Annotated in this window: 21 protein-coding genes; 6 read left to right on the plus strand and 15 right to left on the minus strand. The window is 63.0% G+C overall.

The genetic code is table 11. From position 1 onward, the window contains the following. Nucleotides 1-54: 54 nt before the first annotated feature. The 4 genes from Q0P52_RS17200 to mltG are packed head-to-tail and all read right to left on the minus strand — an operon-like array spanning nucleotide 55 to nucleotide 3170. The gene (locus Q0P52_RS17200) at nucleotides 55-420 is read right to left on the minus strand and encodes a PilZ domain-containing protein (RefSeq protein WP_293763851.1); all 366 of its coding nucleotides are present in this window, start codon (nucleotides 418-420) and stop codon (nucleotides 55-57) included. A gap of 55 nt (nucleotides 421-475) precedes the next feature. Further along, a complete protein-coding gene (locus Q0P52_RS17205) occupies nucleotides 476-1483 on the minus strand; it encodes a DNA polymerase III subunit delta' (RefSeq protein ID WP_293763848.1) in 1008 nt (335 codons plus the stop codon). Then, nucleotides 1483-2103 carry a dTMP kinase gene (gene tmk / locus Q0P52_RS17210; RefSeq protein WP_293763845.1) on the minus strand — a complete coding sequence of 207 codons (621 nt, stop codon included), beginning with the start codon at nucleotides 2101-2103 and terminating at the stop codon, nucleotides 1483-1485. Before tmk ends, Q0P52_RS17205 begins: the two co-directional genes overlap by 1 nt. Continuing rightward, nucleotides 2103-3170 carry an endolytic transglycosylase MltG gene (gene mltG, locus Q0P52_RS17215; RefSeq protein ID WP_293763842.1) on the minus strand — a complete coding sequence of 356 codons (1068 nt, stop codon included), beginning with the start codon at nucleotides 3168-3170 and terminating at the stop codon, nucleotides 2103-2105. Before mltG ends, tmk begins: the two co-directional genes overlap by 1 nt. A gap of 193 nt (nucleotides 3171-3363) precedes the next feature. On the opposite strand from mltG, the gene Q0P52_RS17220 reads away from it, so the two are divergent. From Q0P52_RS17220 to Q0P52_RS17235, 4 genes are all read left to right on the plus strand, one after another. Further along, nucleotides 3364-4038 (plus strand): DUF3313 family protein, encoded by a 675-nt coding sequence (locus Q0P52_RS17220; RefSeq protein ID WP_293763839.1) that lies wholly within the window; start codon nucleotides 3364-3366, stop codon nucleotides 4036-4038. 157 nt (nucleotides 4039-4195) lie between these two features. Next, entirely contained in the window at nucleotides 4196-4465 is a 270-nt protein-coding gene (locus tag Q0P52_RS17225; protein ID WP_293763836.1) for a hypothetical protein, read from the plus strand. Nucleotides 4466-4660: 195 nt separating this feature from the next. Then, nucleotides 4661-5353, plus strand: a complete 693-nt coding sequence (locus Q0P52_RS17230; RefSeq protein WP_293763834.1) for an FCD domain-containing protein — start codon at nucleotides 4661-4663, stop codon at nucleotides 5351-5353. Between the two features lie 40 nt (nucleotides 5354-5393). Further along, the gene (locus Q0P52_RS17235) at nucleotides 5394-6665 is read left to right on the plus strand and encodes a CynX/NimT family MFS transporter (RefSeq protein WP_293763831.1); all 1272 of its coding nucleotides are present in this window, start codon (nucleotides 5394-5396) and stop codon (nucleotides 6663-6665) included. Nucleotides 6666-6755: 90 nt separating this feature from the next. On the opposite strand, the gene Q0P52_RS17240 is transcribed toward Q0P52_RS17235, so the two are convergent. The 4 genes from Q0P52_RS17240 to Q0P52_RS17255 all read right to left on the minus strand — a co-directional run bounded on the left by Q0P52_RS17240 (nucleotide 6756) and on the right by Q0P52_RS17255 (nucleotide 11656). Beyond that, nucleotides 6756-7793 (minus strand): GGDEF domain-containing protein, encoded by a 1038-nt coding sequence (locus Q0P52_RS17240; RefSeq protein ID WP_293763829.1) that lies wholly within the window; start codon nucleotides 7791-7793, stop codon nucleotides 6756-6758. Between the two features lie 108 nt (nucleotides 7794-7901). Further along, a complete protein-coding gene (locus tag Q0P52_RS17245) occupies nucleotides 7902-8465 on the minus strand; it encodes a DUF2946 family protein (RefSeq protein WP_293763827.1) in 564 nt (187 codons plus the stop codon). A 21-nt stretch (nucleotides 8466-8486) separates the two neighbouring features. Then, nucleotides 8487-10967, minus strand: coding sequence for an FtsX-like permease family protein (locus tag Q0P52_RS17250; protein ID WP_293763825.1), 2481 nt, complete (start codon nucleotides 10965-10967; stop codon nucleotides 8487-8489). Then, nucleotides 10964-11656: an ABC transporter ATP-binding protein gene (locus tag Q0P52_RS17255; RefSeq protein ID WP_293763823.1), complete on the minus strand. Its 693-nt coding sequence runs from the start codon at nucleotides 11654-11656 to the stop codon at nucleotides 10964-10966. Before Q0P52_RS17255 ends, Q0P52_RS17250 begins: the two co-directional genes overlap by 4 nt. On the opposite strand from Q0P52_RS17255, the gene Q0P52_RS17260 reads away from it, so the two are divergent. Further along, nucleotides 11657-12253 carry an arylesterase gene (locus Q0P52_RS17260; RefSeq protein WP_293763821.1) on the plus strand — a complete coding sequence of 199 codons (597 nt, stop codon included), beginning with the start codon at nucleotides 11657-11659 and terminating at the stop codon, nucleotides 12251-12253. Nucleotides 12254-12369: 116 nt separating this feature from the next. On the opposite strand, the gene Q0P52_RS17265 is transcribed toward Q0P52_RS17260, so the two are convergent. From Q0P52_RS17265 to Q0P52_RS17295, 7 genes are all read right to left on the minus strand, one after another. Continuing rightward, nucleotides 12370-13611: a GGDEF domain-containing protein gene (locus Q0P52_RS17265; protein ID WP_293763818.1), complete on the minus strand. Its 1242-nt coding sequence runs from the start codon at nucleotides 13609-13611 to the stop codon at nucleotides 12370-12372. Further along, nucleotides 13608-14756 (minus strand): GGDEF domain-containing protein, encoded by a 1149-nt coding sequence (locus Q0P52_RS17270; protein WP_293763817.1) that lies wholly within the window; start codon nucleotides 14754-14756, stop codon nucleotides 13608-13610. Before Q0P52_RS17270 ends, Q0P52_RS17265 begins: the two co-directional genes overlap by 4 nt. Before the next feature lie 160 nt (nucleotides 14757-14916). Next, complete coding sequence (locus Q0P52_RS17275) at nucleotides 14917-15531, minus strand: peroxiredoxin C (RefSeq protein WP_293763815.1); 615 nt, start codon at nucleotides 15529-15531, stop codon at nucleotides 14917-14919. A 218-nt stretch (nucleotides 15532-15749) separates the two neighbouring features. Beyond that, nucleotides 15750-16016, minus strand: a complete 267-nt coding sequence (locus Q0P52_RS17280) for a hypothetical protein (RefSeq protein ID WP_293763812.1) — start codon at nucleotides 16014-16016, stop codon at nucleotides 15750-15752. A 117-nt stretch (nucleotides 16017-16133) separates the two neighbouring features. After that, complete coding sequence (gene aspS / locus Q0P52_RS17285; protein WP_293763810.1) at nucleotides 16134-17936, minus strand: aspartate--tRNA ligase; 1803 nt, start codon at nucleotides 17934-17936, stop codon at nucleotides 16134-16136. Between the two features lie 84 nt (nucleotides 17937-18020). Continuing rightward, nucleotides 18021-18692, minus strand: a complete 672-nt coding sequence (locus Q0P52_RS17290) for a DUF502 domain-containing protein (protein ID WP_293763807.1) — start codon at nucleotides 18690-18692, stop codon at nucleotides 18021-18023. Nucleotides 18693-18699: 7 nt separating this feature from the next. Continuing rightward, nucleotides 18700-18945, minus strand: coding sequence for a zinc ribbon domain-containing protein (locus tag Q0P52_RS17295; protein ID WP_293763804.1), 246 nt, complete (start codon nucleotides 18943-18945; stop codon nucleotides 18700-18702). A 272-nt stretch (nucleotides 18946-19217) separates the two neighbouring features. On the opposite strand from Q0P52_RS17295, the gene fabI reads away from it, so the two are divergent. Continuing rightward, nucleotides 19218-19994 (plus strand): enoyl-ACP reductase FabI, encoded by a 777-nt coding sequence (gene fabI, locus Q0P52_RS17300; protein ID WP_293763802.1) that lies wholly within the window; start codon nucleotides 19218-19220, stop codon nucleotides 19992-19994. The last annotated feature ends 7 nt before the right edge of the window (nucleotides 19995-20001 follow it).

Consider the following 20001-nt stretch of genomic DNA (forward strand, 5'->3'; position numbering starts at 1 on the left):
GCCCGTCAAGTTGCTGAAAACTGCGCAGCCCGGCGGCGGGGCTGACAACCGGTATTACATGGTGTGCGTGGGCCGGCTGGAGTTCAGTACGCCGCCCAACAGGGTCTCGATCTTGGTCTTGGCCTGATAGCCCGCCTCGCCGGCGACGAACTCCACGCCGATGCCCTGCACCCGGCTGTTGTTGGCGCCGGCCGGAGTGATCCACACCACTTTGGCTTGCACGGCAATTTTCTGCGGGTCGTCCATCAGGGTAAGCAGCAAAAACACCTCCTCACCCAGCTTCATGTCCTTGTTGGTGGGAATGAAGATGCCGCCATTCTTGACGAAAGGCATGAAGGCGGCGAACAGGGCGCTGCGCTCCTTGATATGCAGGGAGAGAACGCCTGGGCGGGCCAGATCGGGACGGGGCGGATTATCCATTGACGCACATTCCTGTTGCGATACTTAAGGTAATAGCAGAACGGCAGCGCCGCGTTCAGCCCTGCCGGGCCGAGGCGGCGAAAATCTTGAGATAGTCCATCAGCAGCGCTTCCAGCTGCAAGCGGGTGTTGAGCGTGTGCTGCCCATAGGGCGACAAACGGTACAGGCTGTCCATGCATTGCATCAACGCTGTGTTATCGGCACGGGCGGCCAACTCCTGCAGAGCCTGACGCTTGTCGGGATGATAACGGACAAGCCCGGTCAAGCTCAAACCGGCAAGATCGTGCAGCCACTTCATCAGCCAGGACAAGGGTACGGCCAGCGGCAGCTTCTGTTTATCCACCATCTCGGCTAGGCTCAACACGCTGGCGAAACCGGGCCGCGCCAGCCCTTCGGCAAACTGCCGGCGCAAGGCCGACAAGGCCGGGTCGTGATCGAACAGCGGCGCGCCGCCGTGCCAGGCCAGCTCGGTGGCTGCATCGGCCACGCCTTGGCCGGCCAGCCAGGCCAGCGCCTCGTCATGGCTGGGTGCGGACAGGGGAAACTGCCGGCAGCGGCTGCGGATGGTGGGCAGCAAGCGTTGCGCGGCCTGCGCCACCAGCAAGAACAACACGTCCGCCGGCGGCTCTTCCAGAATCTTGAGCAAGGCATTGGCGGCCGCCGGATTAAGGTTCTCCGCCGGCTCCACCACGATGACGCGACGACCGGCGCGGTGGGCGGTGAGGTGGGCGAAATCGATCACTTCGCGCACAGCCTCGATCTTGATCAGCGGCAGCTTGCGGGTAGTCTTGGCGCCTTCCTTGCCTTCTTCGTCGTCATCGGTCAGCGGTGAGAGGCGGCGGAAGTCCGGGTGCGTGCCGTGCAGAAACCAACGACAAGCCTCGCACTGGCCGCAGGGCTCGTGGTCGGCAGCCGGGGCTTCGCACAGCAGCGACTGCGCCAGATGCAGGGCGAACTCCAGCTTGCCGGTGCCGGCAGGGCCGATGAACAGCCAGGCGTTCGGCAAACGTTCCCGCTCGCCGTTCAGCCGGCGCCAGTCGTTCTGTTGCCAGGGAAACAGCATCAGCCTCGCTCCGCCAGCTGCGCCAGGTGCGCGGCGATGTCCAGTTGCAATTGGGCGATGCTGCGGGTGGCGTCCAGCACCACAAAACGCGGATCAGCGGCGGCGCGGCGCAGATAGGCGTCGCGCACGCGCTGATGAAAATCGGCCTTCTCCTGCTCGAAACGGTCCAGCTGGCGATTACCCGCCATGCGCTGCTTGGCCACGTCCAGCGGCACATCGAACAGCAAGGTGAGATCCGGCTGCAAGCCTTGTTGCACCCAGCGCTCCAGCTCGGCGATGCGCGCTTCCGGCACGCCGCGCCCACCGCCCTGAAAGGCGAAGGTGGAATCGGTAAAGCGGTCGGACACCACCCAGCGGCCGGCATCCAGCGCCGGGCGGATCAGGCTGCTTACCAGCTCCTGACGGGAAGCGAACATCAACAGCGTTTCCGCCTCCAGCGAGGCTTTGGTATCCACCGACAACATCAGCTCGCGGATGCGCTCGCCCAGCGGAGTGCCGCCAGGTTCGCGAGTGAATTCAGCAGCAATGTCGCGGCTGGCCAGCCAGTCACGGATAAAACCCAGATGGGTGCTCTTGCCCGCGCCGTCTATGCCTTCCAGCGTGATGAAACGGCCTGTCATTAGCCGCCTTTCTTCAGTATGTATTTGCGAACCGCCTGGTTGTGTTCATCCAGCGTTTCGGAGAAATAAGATGTGCCGTCGCCGCGCGCCACAAAATACAGGGCGCGCGAATCGGCCGGATTGGCCGCTGCCAGCAGCGAGGCCTTGCCCGGCAGAGCGATCGGCGTTGGCGGCATGCCGCCTCGGGTATAAGTGTTGTACGGCGTATCGCGGCGCAAATCCGCCTTGCTGATATTACCCTTGTAGGCCGCGCCCATGCCGTAGATGACCGATGGGTCTGTCTGCAGGCGCATGCCGGTTTTCAGGCGGTTGACGAACACTGCCGCCACCAGTGGCCGGTCGGCGTCCAGCGAGGTTTCCTTCTCGATCAGGCTGGCCATGATCAACAGCTCATAGGGCGTGCGATAGGGCAGATCCGCCTTGCGGGCGGCCCAAGCCGCGTCAAGCTGCTGTTTCATGGTGTCGAAGGCGCGGCGATACAGCTCCATGTCGCTGGAGCCCGGCGTAAACAGATAGGTGCTTGGGAAGAACAGGCCCTCGGCCGAGGCACCCTCCAGCCCCAGCTGCTGCAGGATCTGCGCATCGCTCATTTCACGGGCGCCGTGCTCAATGTCCTGGCTCTTGTCCACCGCCTGGCGGAACTGGCGGAAGGTCCAACCTTCGATAGCGGTGAGGCTGGCCTCGTCCGGCCGGCCTTCGGCCAACCTTTGCAGAATATTCCACATCGAGACGGATTCATTGAACTGGTAGAGGCCGGCCTTGATGCGGCGGTCTATGCCCTGCGCGCGCGCCAGCAGGATCATTACCTGCCGGTTGCGGATGACGCCCTCCTCGGACAGGTTGCGCGCCACCTGCCCCAGCGTACGGTTGGGGCCCACCGTCAGCTTGTAGGGCGTTTGCGGCGGCGTCACGGGCAACAGCACCACCCAGCACAACCACGCGGCGGCGGCCAGCACAGCCAGCAGCAGAATGCGCGGCCAGAGGGCGGGGGATTTTCGTCTGGGTTTGGCGGGCACGGCGGGTATCGGCGACAGGGTGATTGACCAAGGGTGAGATGATACCAGCAAGCACCGCGCCTGACATGCCGCAAGGGCGGGATTGAGGCCCGCCAAGCCGTCGCCGGCAGACTTGCGTCGCGACAAAACATCACTACGTCATAAGGGCTATAGTAAGCTCTGTCTTATGCGGCCCATAGAAAGGGGGAACTCTTGACCAAGAGTCTTCTCCCACGCTGCGCACCCCATACCGGAGACATCTGCAATGAAACCGTTTTTCCGCCTTGCTTGCGCCGTCATCGCCATGAGCGCGCTCAGCCACGCCGCGATGGCCGAAGAAAATCAGGAGCACTTGTTCAACCTGCCGCCGGAAGCTTTCCAGCCCAATCCCAAAGTGCCGGGGCAGATGATCTACCTCAAGCCGGGCGTGGACCTCAAACAGTACCACGCCGTGATTCTGGAACCGCTGTCCTTTCTGGAACGCCAGACCGACGGCAACTGGCAGCTGCTGGTTTCCGGGGAGAAGAACAAGATCGACAGCTACTACCGCATGAGCATGGAAACCGCGCTGCGCAAGGAAAAGATCAAGGTGGTCACCGAGCCGGGCCCGGGCGTGGCCCGTCTGCGCGTGGCGGTTACCGGATTCCAGCAAGACAAGCCGGGCTTGTCAGTCACCGACATTTTGCCGATCAAGGCCGCCTTTAATCTGGCGCGCTTCGCCACCGGCACCGACCCCTATCTGCTGAAGGTGTCCACCATGGGTCAGCTGGACGATTCGCAGGACGGCACCTTGCTGGCCGGCGGCGTCAATATGGTTGAAAGCCCGAACAGCAAAACCAAGGACGAACCCATTACCGCGGAGTTGCTGAAAAAGATGATCAATGACTGGAGCGCCAAAAACGCCCGTCAGCTGGCTCGGGCACTGTCGCCGGCCAAGTGATCGTTTAGAGAACAAACTTTGACAAGCGCTGTAACAATCCGTAATGGATAATTTTTGTCATGTGTTTTATGGTAGTTTGCACAAAGCCGGTTTTTCACACTCGCACCGGCCTGATAGCCGGGAATGTCTCCCGGTCATTGAGATAAAGGATAACCCCATGCGCAAATACGTGATGATGGCCCTCCTGAGCCTGGCCGCCGCCAATGTTGCTTTCGCCGACGCCACTTGCGACGCCAAGGCCGCCGAGAAGAAACTGGCCGGCGCCGCCAAGTCCAGCTTCCTGAAGAAGTGTGAAAAAGACGCCTCCGCCAAAACGGCGCAGACCACTTGCGAAGGCAAGGCCGCCGACAAGAAACTGGCCGGCGCCGCCAAGAACAGCTTCGTCAAGAAGTGCGTGAAGGACTCGGCCGCTTCCGCCGCCAAGTAATACCGTTGCGCACAAGGGCGGGCTCTGGCCCGCCCTTGTTGTTTTTCCGCTTGCCGTCGCCCGTATCCGGCTGCCGCCCCTCCCCTCGCTCAGCACCTTCCCCTTCCTGCATGACTGCCCATGAAAACAGCGCTTTTCCTTGCGAGGCCAAGCCTGCTACAATCATCGGATGATTGGATGAATTTAGGAGGCATCATGATCGCACCGTTACCCGCCAAGCGTTCGTTGGTGGACATCGCCGTTGAAGCCATCGGCGACAGGTTGGCCGAAGGCGTCTGGCCGGTGGGCAGCCGTATTCCCACCGAGCCCGAGCTGGCGGAACTGCTGGGCATCAGCCGCAACACGGTGCGCGAGGCGGTACGGGTATTGCTGTTTGCCGGCTTGCTGGAGGTGCGTCAGGGTGATGGCACTTATGTGCGCGCCCGAGTCAGCCCGGCCGACGCCATGCGTGCCATCAGCCGCGCCAGCTTGCGCGATCAGCTGGAGGTGCGCGCCATGCTGGAAGAAAACTGCGCCCGGCTGGCGGCGCGTCACGCCTCACCCGCCGATCTGGACGCCATCCGGCACACCTTGCGCGAGCGCGGCGACTGGCGGCCGGACGAGCCGCTGGAAGCTTTCGTCCTGCGCGACATGGCCTTCCATCTGGCAGTGGCCGATGCCAGCGGCAATGCCGCCCTGGCCGAGCTGTACCGTTATTTCTCCCGCTCGGTGGAGTGCAGCATCCATCACTCCATCCGCGACGACAGCCTGCCCGACCCTGATCTGGCGGCTCATGCCGCTATTGCCGACGCCATCGCCCGCGGCGACGAAGAGGCGGCGGGACGCGCAGCCGCCGCCATTGCCGGGCCGGTACTGGAGGCGCTGGAAGCGCAACACGGCACGGCCTGAGAACGGCTGCGCCAGAAAACAACATCAAGATGGAAAAAGCATGACACAACACACACGACCCGACCCCACGCTGGCCGACGAGCTACTGATCGACGCTGAAATCGACGACGCCGGCGTGCAGGCCACGCCCCCGCCGGCACGTTTCCGCTGGCTATTGCTGCTGGGGTTGGTGCTGATCGGCATCAATCTGCGCCCCGCGCTGTCCAGCCTGTCGCCGGTACTGGGCCAGATCAAGACTGAAACCGGCTTGAGCGGCGCGTTGGCCGGCCTGCTCACCACGCTGCCGGTACTGTGCCTGGGCGTCTTCGGCCCGCTTGCACCCCGTCTCGCTCTGCGCTTCGGCAGCGAGAAAGCCATTGCCGGCGTGCTGGTGCTGCTGGCGGCCGGCGTAGCGCTGCGCAGCCAGCTGGGCTGGCTAGGCCTGTTTGCCGGCAGCCTGATGGCCGGCGCCGGCATTGGCATCATCGGCGTGTTGCTGCCCGGCATCGTCAAGCGCGACTTCCCGCGTCAGGCCAGTCTGATGACCGGGGTGTACACCATGGCGCTGTGCCTGGGCGCTGCGCTGGCTGCCGGCGCTACCGTGCCGCTGGCCACCGCCTTCGGCGGGCACTGGCAGCCTGCTCTGGCGTTCTGGGCGCTGCCAGCGCTGCTGGCGCTGGCGGTATGGTGGCCGCAAATGAAACAGTCCGGCTCGGCGCACCAGGTCCGCTGGCAAGTAAGCGGGCTGTGGCGCGACAAGCTGGCCTGGCAGGTAACCGGCTTCATGGGCCTGCAATCGTCGCTGTCCTACATCGTATTCGGCTGGCTGCCGTCCATCCTGGCCGATCGCGGCCTGACGCCGCTGGCCGCCGGCCTGATGCTGTCGCTGTCCACCATGGTGCAAGTGGCCGCCGCGCTGGCTGTGCCGGTACTGGCGCAACGTTTTGCCGACCAGCGCATCCCCATCGCGGTGGTGGTGTCGATGACGCTGGCCGGCTTGCTGGGCATGCTGTACGCGCCGCTGGATCAGCTATGGCTGTGGGCGGTGGTTCTGGGCTTGGGACAAGGCGGCACGTTCAGCATGGCCTTGAGCCTGCTGGTGCTGCGCTCGCCGGATAGTCATGTCGCCGCGCACTTGTCCGGCATGGCGCAGGGGGTGGGTTACACGCTGGCCTCTTGCGGGCCTCTGGCGGCCGGCATCATCCATGATCGCACCGGCGGCTGGTCGGCGCTGGGCGTGCTGTTCACTCTGGTGGCTTTGTCCGCGCTGGCGCTGGGGTGGCAGGGCGGGCGCAATCAGCTGGTGAGTGCGCGCGCCGTACCGCTGAATTAAATGAAACGCCGCGCCGGGAGGCGCGGCTATGCGGCATTTCGCCTGCGAAATCCGTACAGCGGCAAAACGGACAGGGCGACAAGACGATGCTCAAGCCTCCGGCCCGGTAGCGGCATGTTTGGCCCGGTACATGTCGGCGTCCGCCTGCCGGATCAGCTCTTCCGGGCTGAGGTACTGCTTGGGGCCGGTATGGGCGATGCCGATGCTCAGCGTCAGCCCGTCGTGCCTTTCGGCCAACCTCTCCAGCAGCCGCTGCACATAGAGCTCCACCGCCTGGGCTTCTTCACAGTTGTGCAGGATGACGCAGAATTCATCTCCGCCATAGCGAAAGCACAAATCCTCCGCCCGCGACACCGAGCACAAGATCAGGCCGATATCGCGCAGCACACTGTCGCCGTAGATATGGCCGTGCTGATCGTTCAACTGCTTGAAACCGTTCACGTCCATGTACACCAGACACACGGTTTCATCGCGCCGTTCCGCGCGGCGCAGGCTGCGACTGAGTTCTTCGTCGAGAAAACGGCGGTTCAGCAAACCGGTAAGGGAGTCTATGCGGGTGAGGTATTCCAGTTGCTGGGTGCGTTCACGCACTTTTTCTTCCAGCGAGCGGGCGTAGCTGTCGGACTTTTCCTTGGCGATGCCGATCTCGCTCACCAGGCTGCGGATATAGGTTTCGAACACCAGCGTGATGTCGAACAGCATCAGCTTGTCCAGCGATTGCAGGGCCTGGCGCAACTGCACAGGGTCCACCAGTTGCTGCTCCAGTGTTTCCACCAGCAATTGCTTGAGGGTTTGCACGCCGGCCAGATACAACTTGGGTTCAACGCCGATGCGCTTGTGCACCAGGCCGATGCGCAGGCGGTTGTTGACGTAATCCATGTCGTAAACGCCGCCAAACAGATCCAGCACATAGCGGCGCTGCGCGGTGCGCAAGCGATGCAAGGTATCGGCGTCGCCGATCAGCAGCGCGATTTCGGCAATACTGGTTTGCTGCTGATAGAAACGGGACACCAGATCGTCAATGCCGGCTTCAATGGCCGGACGGCACTGCAACAAGACCTGGATATCGGCGCTGCCGAAAGACAGCATGCGCTGCCTTTGCTCCACATCCAGCTCGGTAATGCGCATTTGCTCCTGGAGGGTTTGCTCCGTTGTCCGCATACAGGCCCCGCCCTATTACTTTGTCATTGATTTGATGACTTGAGGATAGTTGGCGGCTTACAGCGGCGTCCAGTTTTAAATTGGCAAAGACGCGCGAGACGGCGCCTCGCCGCCTTCCGCCTTGGGCGTGGCGACCACGCCATATCGGCGTTGCAAGTCGGCCAGAGGCATCACGGTGAGCGGCAAGGCGTGATCAGACAAGGCCAGCGCCGGCGGCGGCAGGGCGAGATCGCCGTCCCATGCCGGTGCCCCCTCTTCCAGCACCGCTGCCAGATCCCGGTCATCCACCACGGCCAGTTCGCCGCCGATCTCGATCAGCAGCAGGCCTTCCGGTGTGAGAAAGGCGGCTCGCGCCGGCAGCCCCTCGTCGCACGGCAAGGTAGCCCAGCCGGCGGCCGTGCGTCTGGCCGCCAGCGGGGCCGCATCCAGCGTCACGTACACTTTTTGCGGACCGTTTTGCACATAGGCGCGGCCATGAGCGTCGCGGCTGTAATTGCGGGCAAAAAAGGCTGCCATGCCCTCATGCTGCAAGCGCTGCTCGCGAATCCACCACTGACCGCGCGCATCCAGTCTCAGCCAGCCGAATACGGCAGGCACATTCGGCCATTTGGCCAGCGCGGCAATCACCGCTGCATCCATGTGTATTTCCTCAATCCTGTCTCAGCGGCTGCCCAGCACCGCCATCGGCGGCGTGCGGGTGACCTTGCCCACCAGCGGCCAGCCGGCGACGGTCACGACCAGCACACCGGACAGCACGCCGATGGGCAGCAGCATGTAATTGATCTCGAACGGCAGATTGAACAGTCTGTTGGCCGCCAGCGCGCCTACCGCCATGGCGCCCACTGCGGCCAGCAAACCGGTGAACGCGCCCAGCCACACCAGCTCGGCCAGCACCACGGCGCGCACTTGCCGGTGCGACGCGCCCAAGGCGCGCATCAGGCTGGCGTCAAACAGGCGCTCATCGCGCGTGGCCGCCAGCGTGGCCCACAACACCAGCACACCGGCCGCCAGCGCCAGCACGAACATGGCCTCGATGGCGCGGGTGAGTTTGTCCACCACGGAGCGCACCTCGTTCAGAATAGCCCCGACATCAATCACGGTGATATTGGGAAAACGCGCTACCAGCGTATTGATGAAGGCCTCGTCCGTCGCTGGCAGGCGGAAGCTGGTGATATAGCTGCCCGGCTGTTTGCCCAACAGCGACTCCGGCGCAATGACGAAGAAATTCACGCGAAAACTGTCCCAGGCCACGGCGCGCAGGCTGGTGACCCTGGCGCGATAGGTGGAGCCGGCAATATCAAAGGCCAGTGTATCGCCCAGCCGGATACCCAGCGTCTCAGCCAGCCCGCGCTCTACCGAAAACTGCGGTTTGGCGCGGCTCTCCCACCACTTGCCGCTGACTACCTGATTGCCCTCGGGCAGGCTGTCGCGCCAGGAAAGGTTGAACTCTCTTTCGGCCAACCTGCGTGCGCGCTCGTCGCTCAGGGCAGACGGACGCAAAGGCTTGTCGTTGATGCTGAGCAGCCGCCCGCGGATCATCGGCGACAGTTCGGGCGGCTTCTCGCCCGCCATGGCGAAGGCGTTGCGCAGATCGTCGCGCTGACCGGGCTGGATATTGATGACGAAATGATTGGGCGCGTCGGCCGGCACACTCTGGCGCCAGGCGGCAATCAGGTCGTCGCGCACCACGGTCAGCGTCAGCAACGCCATGAGCCCGATGGACAGCGAGGCAATCTGGATTACCGCCAGCCAGGGCCGGCGGGCAGCGTTGGCGACGCCAAAGCGCCAGCCAAAGCCGGCGGACGGCAGCTTGCGTAAGGCCCACACCGCCGCGCCCGCCATCGCGCCCACCAGCAAAAGGAAACCGGCCAGACCGGCCAGCAGCCAGGCCGCCAGTGCGGGATCGCCCATTTGCCAGGCCGCCAGCGACAGCAGCACGCCGATGGCCAGCGCGGGCGCCGCCAGACTGCGACGCATCACCGGCATGTCGTCGCGCAATACGGCCAGCGGCGATACCTGCCGGATGGCCAGCAAGGGAGGCAGCGCCAGTCCCGCCAGCAACACCAGCGCGGCGAAGGGCCCGGCCAGCCAGGTGGCGATGCCCGGCTCGGGCAACAATTCGCCCACAAAGCCGGACGCCAGCCGCATCATGCCGGTTTGCACCCCATAGCCGGCCACGGTACCGATCAGCCCGCAAAACAGCCCCAACAGCGCAAACAGCGATACAAACAGCCAGCCCACCTCGCTAGAGGTCAGCCCCAGGCAACGCAGCACCGCCACCGGCTGCCAGTGGCGAGCCAGATAGCGACGCACCGCCAGCACCACGGCGGCGGCGGCCAGCGCTACAGTCAGCATGGCGGTCAGCCCCAGAAAGCGCCGCGCACGCTCCAGCGCGGTGCGGATTTCCGGCCGCGCCTCTTCCACGTTTTCCAGTCGCGCTCCCGCCGGCAGGCGTTGCGACAGCCACTGGCGGTAGTCGCTGACGGCGCGATCGTCCCCCGCCACCATCAAGCGCCAGCGCGCGCGGCTGCCTTCCTGCATCAGACCGGTGCCCGGCAGATCGGCGGCGTTGAACATCAAGCGGGGAATGAAGTTGTAGAGATCCATCGCGCCATCGGGCTCGCGCACGATTTCGCCGCCCAGTTTCAGCGAAAGATTGCCCACATTGAGCCTATCGCCGGCTTTCAGCCCCAGCTTGCGCGCCAGCCGCGCGTCCACCCAGGCCTCGCCGGGCGCAGGGCGCAGGGCGCCGCTCTGCTCGCCGCCGGCGCGTCGTACCGTTACCTCGCCGCGCAGCGGGTAGCGAGCGCCCACTGCCTTGTAGGTGGCCAACGCGGCCTGCCCGTTGGCAAACACCATGGAGGGGAAGCTGATATTGTCGGTGATGGCCAGCCCGCGGCGTTCGGCTTCTTGCCGCAAGGCGGGCGGTACCGGCGCATTGGCGTTGAGCACCAGATCGGCGGCCAGCAGCTGGGTGGCCTGCGTGGTCAGCGCCCGCTCTACCCGATCGGAAAAGAAACCCACGCTGGTCATGGCAACTACCGCCACCGCCAGCGCGAGGCCCAGAATGGTGAGTTCGCCGGACACCAGTTCGCGGCGCGCAAACCGCAGCGCCAGCATCAGTCTGCCAAAAAAGCTCATGCGCGCGCCCCGGTCAACTCCCCATCCATCAGCCGGTAGATGGCGTCGCAACGGCTGGCCAGTTCGTTGTCGTGCGTTACCAGTACCAGCGAGGTGTGTTGTTCGGCATTCAGGCGGAACAGCAGGTCGATGATCTGGCGGCCGGTGGCGGGATCGAGATTGCCGGTGGGCTCATCGGCGAACAGGATGCCCGGATGAATGACGAAAGCCCGTGCCAGCGCCACGCGTTGCTGCTCGCCTCCGGACAAATGCCGAGGGTAGTGCCCTACCCGGTGCCCCAAGCCGACATGTTCCAGCATGTCCAGCGCACTGTCGCGCGCATCCTTGCGGCCGGACAGTTCCAGCGGCAACATCACGTTTTCCAGCGCGGTCAGTTGTGGCATCAGCTGGAAATTCTGGAAGACGAACCCCACCTTGTCCCGGCGCAGGAGCGCGCGGCCGTCCTCGTCCAGTCCGGACAAAGGTTGGCCGAAGAGCGCCACCTCGCCCGACGACGGCCGATCCAGCCCCGCCAGCAAGGACAGCAAGGTAGACTTGCCGGAGCCGGAAGCGCCGACGATGGCCACGCTCTCTCCCGCCTGCAGCCGCAGGCTGGCCGAATGCAGGATGGAGAGCGGCTGGCCATGAAAAGACACCTGCTTGGCCACTTCGCTGGCAAGCAGCACGGTTTTGCTATCGATTGGAGTCATATGCGTTTTGTCAGTCTCAAAGTGCTGCTGTGCTTGCTGGCGCTATCCGCCCTGCCCGTGCAGGCCGCCACCATTCTGGTGATGGGCGACAGCCTGTCGGCCGGATACGGCCTCTCGCCCGGTCAGGGCTGGGTGTCGCTGCTCTCCCATGAGCTTGGGGCGAAGCACCGCGTCGTCAATGCCAGCGTGTCCGGTGAAACCACCGACGGCGGCCTGTCGCGCCTGCCCGACGCGCTGTCTCGCCACAAACCGGACATCGTGGTGCTGGAGCTGGGCGCCAACGACGGCCTGCGCGGTCTGCCGCTGGCAAACATGCAGGCCAACCTGCAAAAGATGGTGGATCTGTCGCGCAAGGCCGGCGCCAAGGTAACTCTGGTGGGCATGGCGCTGCCCAGCAACTATGGCCCGCGCTATACCTCGGAGTTCCGGGCCGCCTACGATACGATCGCGCAGCGCAACAAATTGCCCTATGTTCCCTTGCTGGTGGCGGGCTTCGCCACCGATTTGAGCAAGTTTCAGGCTGACGGCCTGCACCCGGTGGCATCCGTGCAACCCACCATGATGCGCACGGTACTGGCCAAGCTGCCGCTGCGTTAGCCAAAGAGCCGGCGTTTGCTGTTCCGCGCGGAACCGGGCAAGGCGCAGGCGGTTGGAAAAGGCATGCCCATGCCGAAACCGCATTCAAGCCACACGCGCAGATCGCAAACCGTCTCTCACTCCTTGGGCATCATGCCCAGCGTACTGGCCAGGCACACCCGGTTGCGGCCCAACCGCTTGGCCATGTAAAGCGCGTCGTCAGCCTGCTTCAAGCACTGCTTTACCGGATCGCCGGGCCGACAGGCGGTAACGCCGGCCGACAGCGTCACCGGGTAATCCGCCGGTACGCCCGGCCAGACATGCTGCGCCGCCGCCTGGCGGATTTCCGACATCTGCCCGGCCAGTTGTTGCTCGCTCAAGCCGGGGGCCAACACGACAAACTCCTCGCCGCCGTAACGGAACAAGCTGCATCCTGGCGGCAGCAATGAAGACAGGAACTCGACCAGCTCCCGCAGCACCTCGTCGCCCGCCTGATGGCCGAAGGCATCGTTTACTCGTTTGAAGTGGTCCAGGTCGAACATCGCCAGCGACCAGCGCGCGCCGGCGCTCAGACTGTGCGCGGCCGCCTCATCCAGCCGGCGGCGCAAAGCACGCTGGTTGTAGCAACCGGTGAGCGCGTCACACTCAAGCAAACGTTGCTGCCGCTCCAGCGCTGCAGTCAGCGCCACACGCATGGTTTCCAGCTCCTCGCGTTTGATGGCGGCCTGCACGTGCATGTCCACCAGCTCGTCCATCATGCCCTGATTGAGCTGCTTGAGCCGCACGGTATCGAACAGGATGCCCCGGTAACGCTCGACAAAGCGCCACTGCGACAGCACGAACAGCCCCAGCCCCAACAGCACCATCTGATCGAGCCGGTCCGGCGAGGTCATCAACGCCAGCAAGGGGTAGCTCCAGTAGGCGAGGAAAAACGGTCGGTGCAGTTCGCGACAGGGGGCCAGGATCAGGCAACTGAGCGAGAATGCTCCCGCCAGCCACGCCACCAGCAAGATCCGGTACGGATCGCTGGCCTGACTGGGGTACAGGAACCACATGGCGCCGCCCCAAGCGAGACCGCACGCCAGCATCAGGGTGCGCACGTCCGGGTAATGCTTGAACACGTCCAGCGGCGTGACGCATTCGCGCTGACTGCGCAGCACGCGGCGATACAGCAGGCACTCGATGACAAGAAACAGCGCCACCCAGCTCCAGACTCGCCAGCCCTCGGCGTGTCCCGTCATCATCAACGCCAGCAAGGGCAGAAACAGCACTGCCGGGGGAACAGACTGCTGCGCCACCGTCATGAAATGGCGCGCCAGATCCGCCTCTTCGCGCGGGAAGCGGCTATGCGCGGGCCACGGCAACCGCTCCGGGTTCATGCCGCCTCCCCCGCGCCGGCGCGCAGACTGCCGTACGCTACCTGATTGCGGCCATTGCGCTTGGCCTGATACAACAGCTCGTCGGCGCGACGCACCAGCGCCGGCCAGTCGCCACCGGGACAGGCAACCACCACGCCGATGGATACCGTTACCGGCCCGCCCTCCACCCAGTTGCTCCAGTCGTGGCCGGCAACGCACCGGCACAAGTCCTCCATGCGACGCGCGGCCTCGTCAAGCTCCAGGCCTTCGGCCAACCAGAGAAACTCCTCGCCGCCGTAGCGGCCGAACAGGTCGCCTTGTCGCAATTGCGCGCTAACCAGCCGGCAGAACTGCGTCAGCACCTCGTCGCCCACCAGATGGCCGCCGTTGTCATTGATGCGCTTGAAGTGGTCCAGATCCAGCATGGCCAGGGCCAGCGGCCGGCCCGACGCCTGGCTGACCAGCGCCTCGCCATGCTGCATCAGCGCGCGCCGGCTCAATACGCCGGTAAGCGGATCATGCGACACCATGTCTTCAATACTGGCCAAAGCGGTGTCCAGCTCCAGGTTTTGCTCTTCCAGCTGCCGGTTGTAGACATCCAGCCGCTGCTTTTGCTCGGTCAGGTCGCCAATCAGCCGGGCGTTTTCTTCACGAATGGAAAACCCGGCGCGGATATAGGCGTGCAAAGGGCGCGACATGTAGGCCAGCGCCAGAATGAACATGCCGATGGTGAGCAGCGCGCCCTGGATCAGCAAGGAAGGAATGAGCAGGAGCCGGACGGTGACTACCGTCCACAAGCCCAGAATGCAGCTGAACATCAGCAGCCGCACGCCTGCAAAATAGGCAGCAAAGGAGGACGACACCGCCGTCAACCACATCAACACCACCAGCAGATAGAGCAGGTCATTGTCGCCCACCAGCCACCACACCGCGCTGCCCCACATGATGTTGACCAATGTGGCGGCGCAGGCAAACAGACTAAAACGCACATTGGTCGGCTGGCCGCGCTCAACGAAGCGCGTAATGACGCGAAACAGCAATTGCGCCGAAGTCAGGCTGCCCCACCAAGCGGCAACCATGGGCAAGGGTCTGTGCGAGGCCATCAGCACGGCCAGCAGCAAAGCCCCCGCCATGGAGAAGGGCTGAACCTCCATGATGGTATGCATGACATGCCGTCGGATCGCGGCTTCGGTTCGCTGTGGCAGTTCAGTCCCCGGAAAATTCTGACGATGTCGTCTGATTGTGGAACAGGGCGACCGGCTTGTCATCGGTCATGAAACAACAAAGCCCCGCAGAGCGGGGCTTTGTGGGCGAAAAGAACCGGAATTACAGTTCTTTGGCGTTTTCGGCCAGGTAGGAAGCCACGCCTTCAGCGCTCGGCTTCATGCCCTTCTTGCCCTTGGACCAACCAGCCGGGCACACTTCGCCGTGCTCTTCGGTGAACTGCAGCGCGTCAACCATGCGCAGCATTTCGTCCACGTTGCGGCCCAGCGGCAGGTTGTTCACCACTTGGTGCTGCACCACGCCGGACTTGTCGATCAGGAAAGAACCGCGGAAAGCCACGCCGCCATCGGCTTCAACGTCGAAAGCCTTGCACAGGTCGTGCTGGATGTCGGCCACCAGGGTGTAACCCACTTCGCCGATACCGCCCTTGTCCACCGGCGTGTTGCGCCAGGCGGCGTGGGTGAACTGGCTGTCGATGGACACGCCGATCACTTCCACATTGCGCTTCTTGAACTCTTCCAGACGATGATCGAAAGCGATCAGTTCGGACGGGCACACGAAGGTGAAGTCCAGCGGGTAGAAGAACACCACGGCGTATTTGCCGGCGGCGGCTTCCTTGAAGGAGTAGTTGTCAACGATCTGACCATCGCCCAGAACAGCGGAGAAGGTCTTCTCACCAGCAAAGAACGGGGCTTGTTTACCAACGAGTACAGCCATGTGGATCTCCTTATAGGTCTTGACATGACAACGCTTCCTTTATCGGGCATAGGGAAACGTCGCGAAATGCGAGGCTTTATAAATCAGCCGGCCGGACTGGCGCAAATTGTAAATCCATATCATGACGATAAAGTTTTGCAATCATGGTCGCCCGACAGCCGTAGCGGCCATCAAGAACAGATGGCGCCCCAGTCCGCGATTTTCAAGCCCGCGCCAGCTTAGCGGTCGCGCAGGCGATGGCTGTGACTGGCGTCCAGATCCAGACCGTACACTTCCTTTAGCTGGCGAATGCGCGCCAGCGACTCTTCGCCAAACGGCGTCTTGCCGTCAAAGGCGTGCAACACAATGCCTTCCAGCAAATCGCCCAGCGAAATGTCATGGTATTCCGCCATGCCCTTGAGCACCTTGAGCAGACGCTTTTCAATTTTCACGCCGGTTTGCACGCGCTCCACCAACACCTCTTGCTTGTCGTTTTCTTGCGCCATCTCGCTCTCCCAATTCAATTTCAAAGTGAGATACTATTTTACATATGTACATAGATAAATATCAAGATGAAAAAACGGGCGCTGCTTGCGCCCGTTTTCTGTACTGCCGCTTCAGCTTCAGGCGGCCGGTTCGGCCTTCTGACGCAGGCGCAGGTTCAGCTCGCGCAGTTGCTTGTCGTCCACGGCGTTCGGCGCATTGGTCAGCAGGCACTGGGCGCGCTGGGTCTTCGGGAAGGCAATGACGTCGCGAATGGATTCGGCGCCGGCCATCAGGGTAACCAGACGGTCCAGACCAAAAGCCAGGCCGCCATGCGGAGGCGCGCCAAACTTCAAGTTGTCCAACAGGAAGCCGAACTTGTTCTGCTGCTCTTCCGGGGTGATCTTCAGCGCGGCGAATACCTTCTCTTGCACATCCGCACGGTGGATACGCACGGAACCACCGCCGATCTCCCAACCGTTCAGCACCATGTCGTAGGCGCGTGCCAGGCAAGCGCCCGGATCGGTGTCCATCAGGTCTTCATGGCCGGGCTTCGGGCTGGTGAACGGATGGTGGCAGGCAGTCCAGCGATCGGCCTCTTCGTCGTGTTCGAACATCGGGAAGTCCACCACCCACAGCGGACGCCATTCGCGCACGAAGTAGCCGTCCTTCTCGCCACGCTCGTGACCGATCTTGATACGCAGCGCGCCGATGGCTTCGTTAACCACCTTGGCCTTGTCGGCGCCGAAGAAGATGATGTCGCCGTTGTCGGCGCCGGTACGCGCCATGATTTCTTCCAGCGCGGCAACGGACAGGAACTTGACGATGGGCGACTGCAGGCCGCTGGTTTCGTCATTGGTGATCTTGCTCTTGTCGTTGACCTTGATGTAGGCCAGACCCTTGGCGCCGTAGATGCCGACAAATTGGGTGTACTCGTCGATTTCCTTGCGGGAAATGGCCGCGCCGCCGGGTACGCGCAGGGCCACGACACGGCCGTTGGCCATGTCGGCGGCACCGCGGAATACCTTGAATTCCTCGGTCTTCATCAGGTCGGTCAGTTCGGTGAACTTGAGCGACACGCGCAGGTCCGGCTTGTCCGAGCCGTAGTAGAACATGGCGTCGTTGTAAGTCATGCGCGGGAACTTGCCCAGCTCGACATTCATCACGTCGCGGAAGATTTCCTGCGCCATGTTTTCCGTGATGTCCATGATCTCGTCTTCGTTCAGGAACGAAGTCTCGATATCGATCTGGGTGAATTCGGGCTGACGGTCGGCGCGCAGGTCTTCGTCGCGGAAGCACTTGGTAATCTGGTAGTAGCGATCAAAGCCGGCCACCATCAACAGCTGCTTGAACAGCTGCGGCGATTGCGGCAGGGCGAAGAATTCACCCGGATGCACGCGGGAGGGCACCAGGTAGTCTCGGGCGCCTTCCGGGGTGGAGCGGGTCAGCATCGGGGTTTCGATGTCGATGAAGCCCTGCTTGTCCAGATGGTTGCGCACGCCCATGGCCACGCGGTAGCGCAGGCGCAGGTTCTTTTGCATCGGCGCGCGACGCAGGTCGATCACGCGATTCAGCAGACGCACGTTTTCCGAGATGTTTTCGTCGTCAATCTGGAAGGGCGGCGTAGCGGCGCTGTTGAGGATTTCGATTTCCTTGGCCAGGATTTCGATCTCGCCGGAAATCATCTTGCTATTGGCGGTGCCGGCCGGGCGTTCGCGCACGATGCCGGTGATGGCCAGCACGAATTCATTGCGGCTGCTGTCGGCCAGCTTGAAAGCTTCCGGGGTATCCGGGTCGATCACCACCTGCACCAGGCCTTCGCGGTCGCGCAGATCGATGAAGATCACGCCGCCGTGGTCGCGGCGACGGTGCGCCCAGCCTTTTACGGTCACGGTCTGACCGAGGTATTTCTTGTCAATAAGTCCGCAATAATCGGTACGCATCGGGTAACCCTTGTCTTTGTATGCTTGTATGTCTGGAAATCAGGAATCTGGAGAGTACGCCAAGCTTTGCCGGCTAGGCTGCACTCAGAGCCTGGCCTCGCTATTGTGCTCGTCGTTCAGACGTTGGCGCTGGGCTGCGGGCGGCGGATTAGGCACCACCACCCCCATGGAAATCACGTATTTCAGCGCATCGTCCACACTCATGGACAACTCGCGCGTGTCGCGGCGCGGCACGATGATGAAGTAGCCGGACGTCGGGTTCGGCGTGGTGGGCACATAGACGCTGACAAACTCTTCATCGTCCATCACAGCCTTCACTTGCGAGGCCGGCGCGCCGGTCTGGAACGCCACGGTCCAGGCATCCTGATGCGGCCAGCGCACCAGCAAGGCCTTTTTGAAGGCCTGGCCCGAGTCGGACAGCAACGTGTCGCTCACTTGCTTCACGCTGTTGTAGATGGACTTGACGAAGGGGGTGCGCGACAGCAAACCGTGCCAGAAATCCAGCAAGCGCTGGCCCAGCACATTGGCCGCCAGCATGCCGGTGCCCAGCAGCATCAGGAAGGCGAACAGCACCCCGAGGCCCGGGATGTTGAAGCCGAACAGATGCGAAGGCTGCCATTGGTCCGGCAGCAGATTCAGCGTCTGGTCCAGCGTGCCGACGATGAGGTTCAGCACCCAGGCGGTTACCGCCAGGGGTAGCCAGATCAGCAGACCGGCCACCAGGTAACCACGCAGGGTCATCTTGATTTGTTTCATGTCGGGGTCAGGCGCACCCGCCGCCGCAGGAACCATTGCCGCAGCTGTGACCGCCGCCGCTGCCGGAACCGCCGTTCTTGAAGTCGGTGGCGTACCAGCCGGAGCCCTTCAGCTGGAAGCCGGCGGCCGACAGCTGCTTGTGGTAATCGGCGCTGCCGCAATCGGGGCACTGCGCCACCGGCGCGTCGCTCAGTTTTTGCAGGTGTTCTTTGGCGGTGCCGCAGGCGGCACAGCGATATTCGTAAATCGGCATGACATCACTCCAACCATATTGACAATGGCATGTACAGACTGATTTTGCTACAGTGCAGCATGCGTTTTGCTACAGTGCACAATAAGCGCGCGGCAAGCCGCATGCAACAGGATGTGCGGCCGTTTCCCGTCGAAATCAAGTCTGCCGACCGCAAACGGCAGATTATATCCCACTGACGGGGCAATAGAAAAATCGCGTTTCTTCACGCAGCCGCAACATCGCAATGCAACGATGCAGACCCGGAGATCAACATGGTTTTTCAAGAGGCTGATATGGATAGCATTCGCAACATCATCGGTGGCAAAAAGGGCCTGATCGTCGGCATCGCCAACGAAAACAGCATCGCTTACGGCTGCGCCAGCGTGCTCAAGCAGCTGGGCGCAGAGTTCGCCGTCACCTACCTGAACGAAAAGGCGGAAAAATACGTGCGCCCGCTGGCCGACCAGCTGGAAGCTCCCATCGTCATGCCTCTGGACGTGGAAAAGCCGGGCCAGCTGCAAGCCGTGTTCGACGCCATCTCCCAGCAATGGGGCAAGCTGGACTTCGTCATCCACTCCATCGCCTTCTGCCCGATGGACGACCTGCACGGCCGGGTGGTGGATTGCTCGCTGGAAGGCTTTCAGCAAGCCATGCACGTTTCCTGCTTTTCTTTCGTGGAAATGGCGCGTCTGGCCGAACCGCTGATGAAAGACGGCGGCACCCTCATCACCATGAGCTACTACGGCGCGGACAAAGTGGTGGAAAACTACAACATCATGGGCCCGGTAAAGGCGGCGCTGGAAAGCGTTTCCCGTTACATGGCCAATGAACTTGGCCCCAAGGGCATTCGCGTGCACGCCGTGTCGCCCGGCCCGCTGCGCACCCGCGCCGCTTCCGGCATCGCCCACTTCGACGCGCTGATCAGCGACGCGATTGCCCGCGCCCCGCAAAACCGCTTGGTGGACATCGAAGACGTAGGCATGACCTGCGCCTTTCTGATCTCCGACGCCGCGCGCGGCCTGACCGGCCAGACCGTGTACGTTGACGGCGGCCATCACATCATGGCCTGAGCGGAGG

This window comes from uncultured Aquitalea sp. (assembly GCF_945957525.1).
Lineage (GTDB): Bacteria > Pseudomonadota > Gammaproteobacteria > Burkholderiales > Chromobacteriaceae > Aquitalea.

Bases quoted from the DNA above. Each gene is read 5' to 3' on its own strand.
- Q0P52_RS17200 (WP_293763851.1), bottom strand. From the start codon at position 420: ATGGATAATCCGCCCCGTCCCGATCTGGCCCGCCCAGGCGTTCTCTCC.
- Q0P52_RS17205 (WP_293763848.1), bottom strand. From the start codon at position 1,483: ATGCTGTTTCCCTGGCAACAGAACGACTGGCGCCGGCTGAACGGCGAG.
- tmk (WP_293763845.1), bottom strand. From the start codon at position 2,103: ATGACAGGCCGTTTCATCACGCTGGAAGGCATAGACGGCGCGGGCAAG.
- Q0P52_RS17220 (WP_293763839.1), top strand. From the start codon at position 3,364: ATGAAACCGTTTTTCCGCCTTGCTTGCGCCGTCATCGCCATGAGCGCG.
- Q0P52_RS17225 (WP_293763836.1), top strand. From the start codon at position 4,196: ATGCGCAAATACGTGATGATGGCCCTCCTGAGCCTGGCCGCCGCCAAT.
- Q0P52_RS17230 (WP_293763834.1), top strand. From the start codon at position 4,661: ATGATCGCACCGTTACCCGCCAAGCGTTCGTTGGTGGACATCGCCGTT.
- Q0P52_RS17235 (WP_293763831.1), top strand. From the start codon at position 5,394: ATGACACAACACACACGACCCGACCCCACGCTGGCCGACGAGCTACTG.
- Q0P52_RS17240 (WP_293763829.1), bottom strand. From the start codon at position 7,793: ATGCGCATTACCGAGCTGGATGTGGAGCAAAGGCAGCGCATGCTGTCT.
- Q0P52_RS17245 (WP_293763827.1), bottom strand. From the start codon at position 8,465: ATGGATGCAGCGGTGATTGCCGCGCTGGCCAAATGGCCGAATGTGCCT.
- Q0P52_RS17250 (WP_293763825.1), bottom strand. From the start codon at position 10,967: ATGAGCTTTTTTGGCAGACTGATGCTGGCGCTGCGGTTTGCGCGCCGC.
- Q0P52_RS17255 (WP_293763823.1), bottom strand. From the start codon at position 11,656: ATGACTCCAATCGATAGCAAAACCGTGCTGCTTGCCAGCGAAGTGGCC.
- Q0P52_RS17260 (WP_293763821.1), top strand. From the start codon at position 11,657: ATGCGTTTTGTCAGTCTCAAAGTGCTGCTGTGCTTGCTGGCGCTATCC.
- Q0P52_RS17265 (WP_293763818.1), bottom strand. From the start codon at position 13,611: ATGAACCCGGAGCGGTTGCCGTGGCCCGCGCATAGCCGCTTCCCGCGC.
- Q0P52_RS17270 (WP_293763817.1), bottom strand. From the start codon at position 14,756: ATGCATACCATCATGGAGGTTCAGCCCTTCTCCATGGCGGGGGCTTTG.
- Q0P52_RS17275 (WP_293763815.1), bottom strand. From the start codon at position 15,531: ATGGCTGTACTCGTTGGTAAACAAGCCCCGTTCTTTGCTGGTGAGAAG.
- Q0P52_RS17280 (WP_293763812.1), bottom strand. From the start codon at position 16,016: ATGGCGCAAGAAAACGACAAGCAAGAGGTGTTGGTGGAGCGCGTGCAA.
- aspS (WP_293763810.1), bottom strand. From the start codon at position 17,936: ATGCGTACCGATTATTGCGGACTTATTGACAAGAAATACCTCGGTCAG.
- Q0P52_RS17290 (WP_293763807.1), bottom strand. From the start codon at position 18,692: ATGAAACAAATCAAGATGACCCTGCGTGGTTACCTGGTGGCCGGTCTG.
- Q0P52_RS17295 (WP_293763804.1), bottom strand. From the start codon at position 18,945: ATGCCGATTTACGAATATCGCTGTGCCGCCTGCGGCACCGCCAAAGAA.
- fabI (WP_293763802.1), top strand. From the start codon at position 19,218: ATGGATAGCATTCGCAACATCATCGGTGGCAAAAAGGGCCTGATCGTC.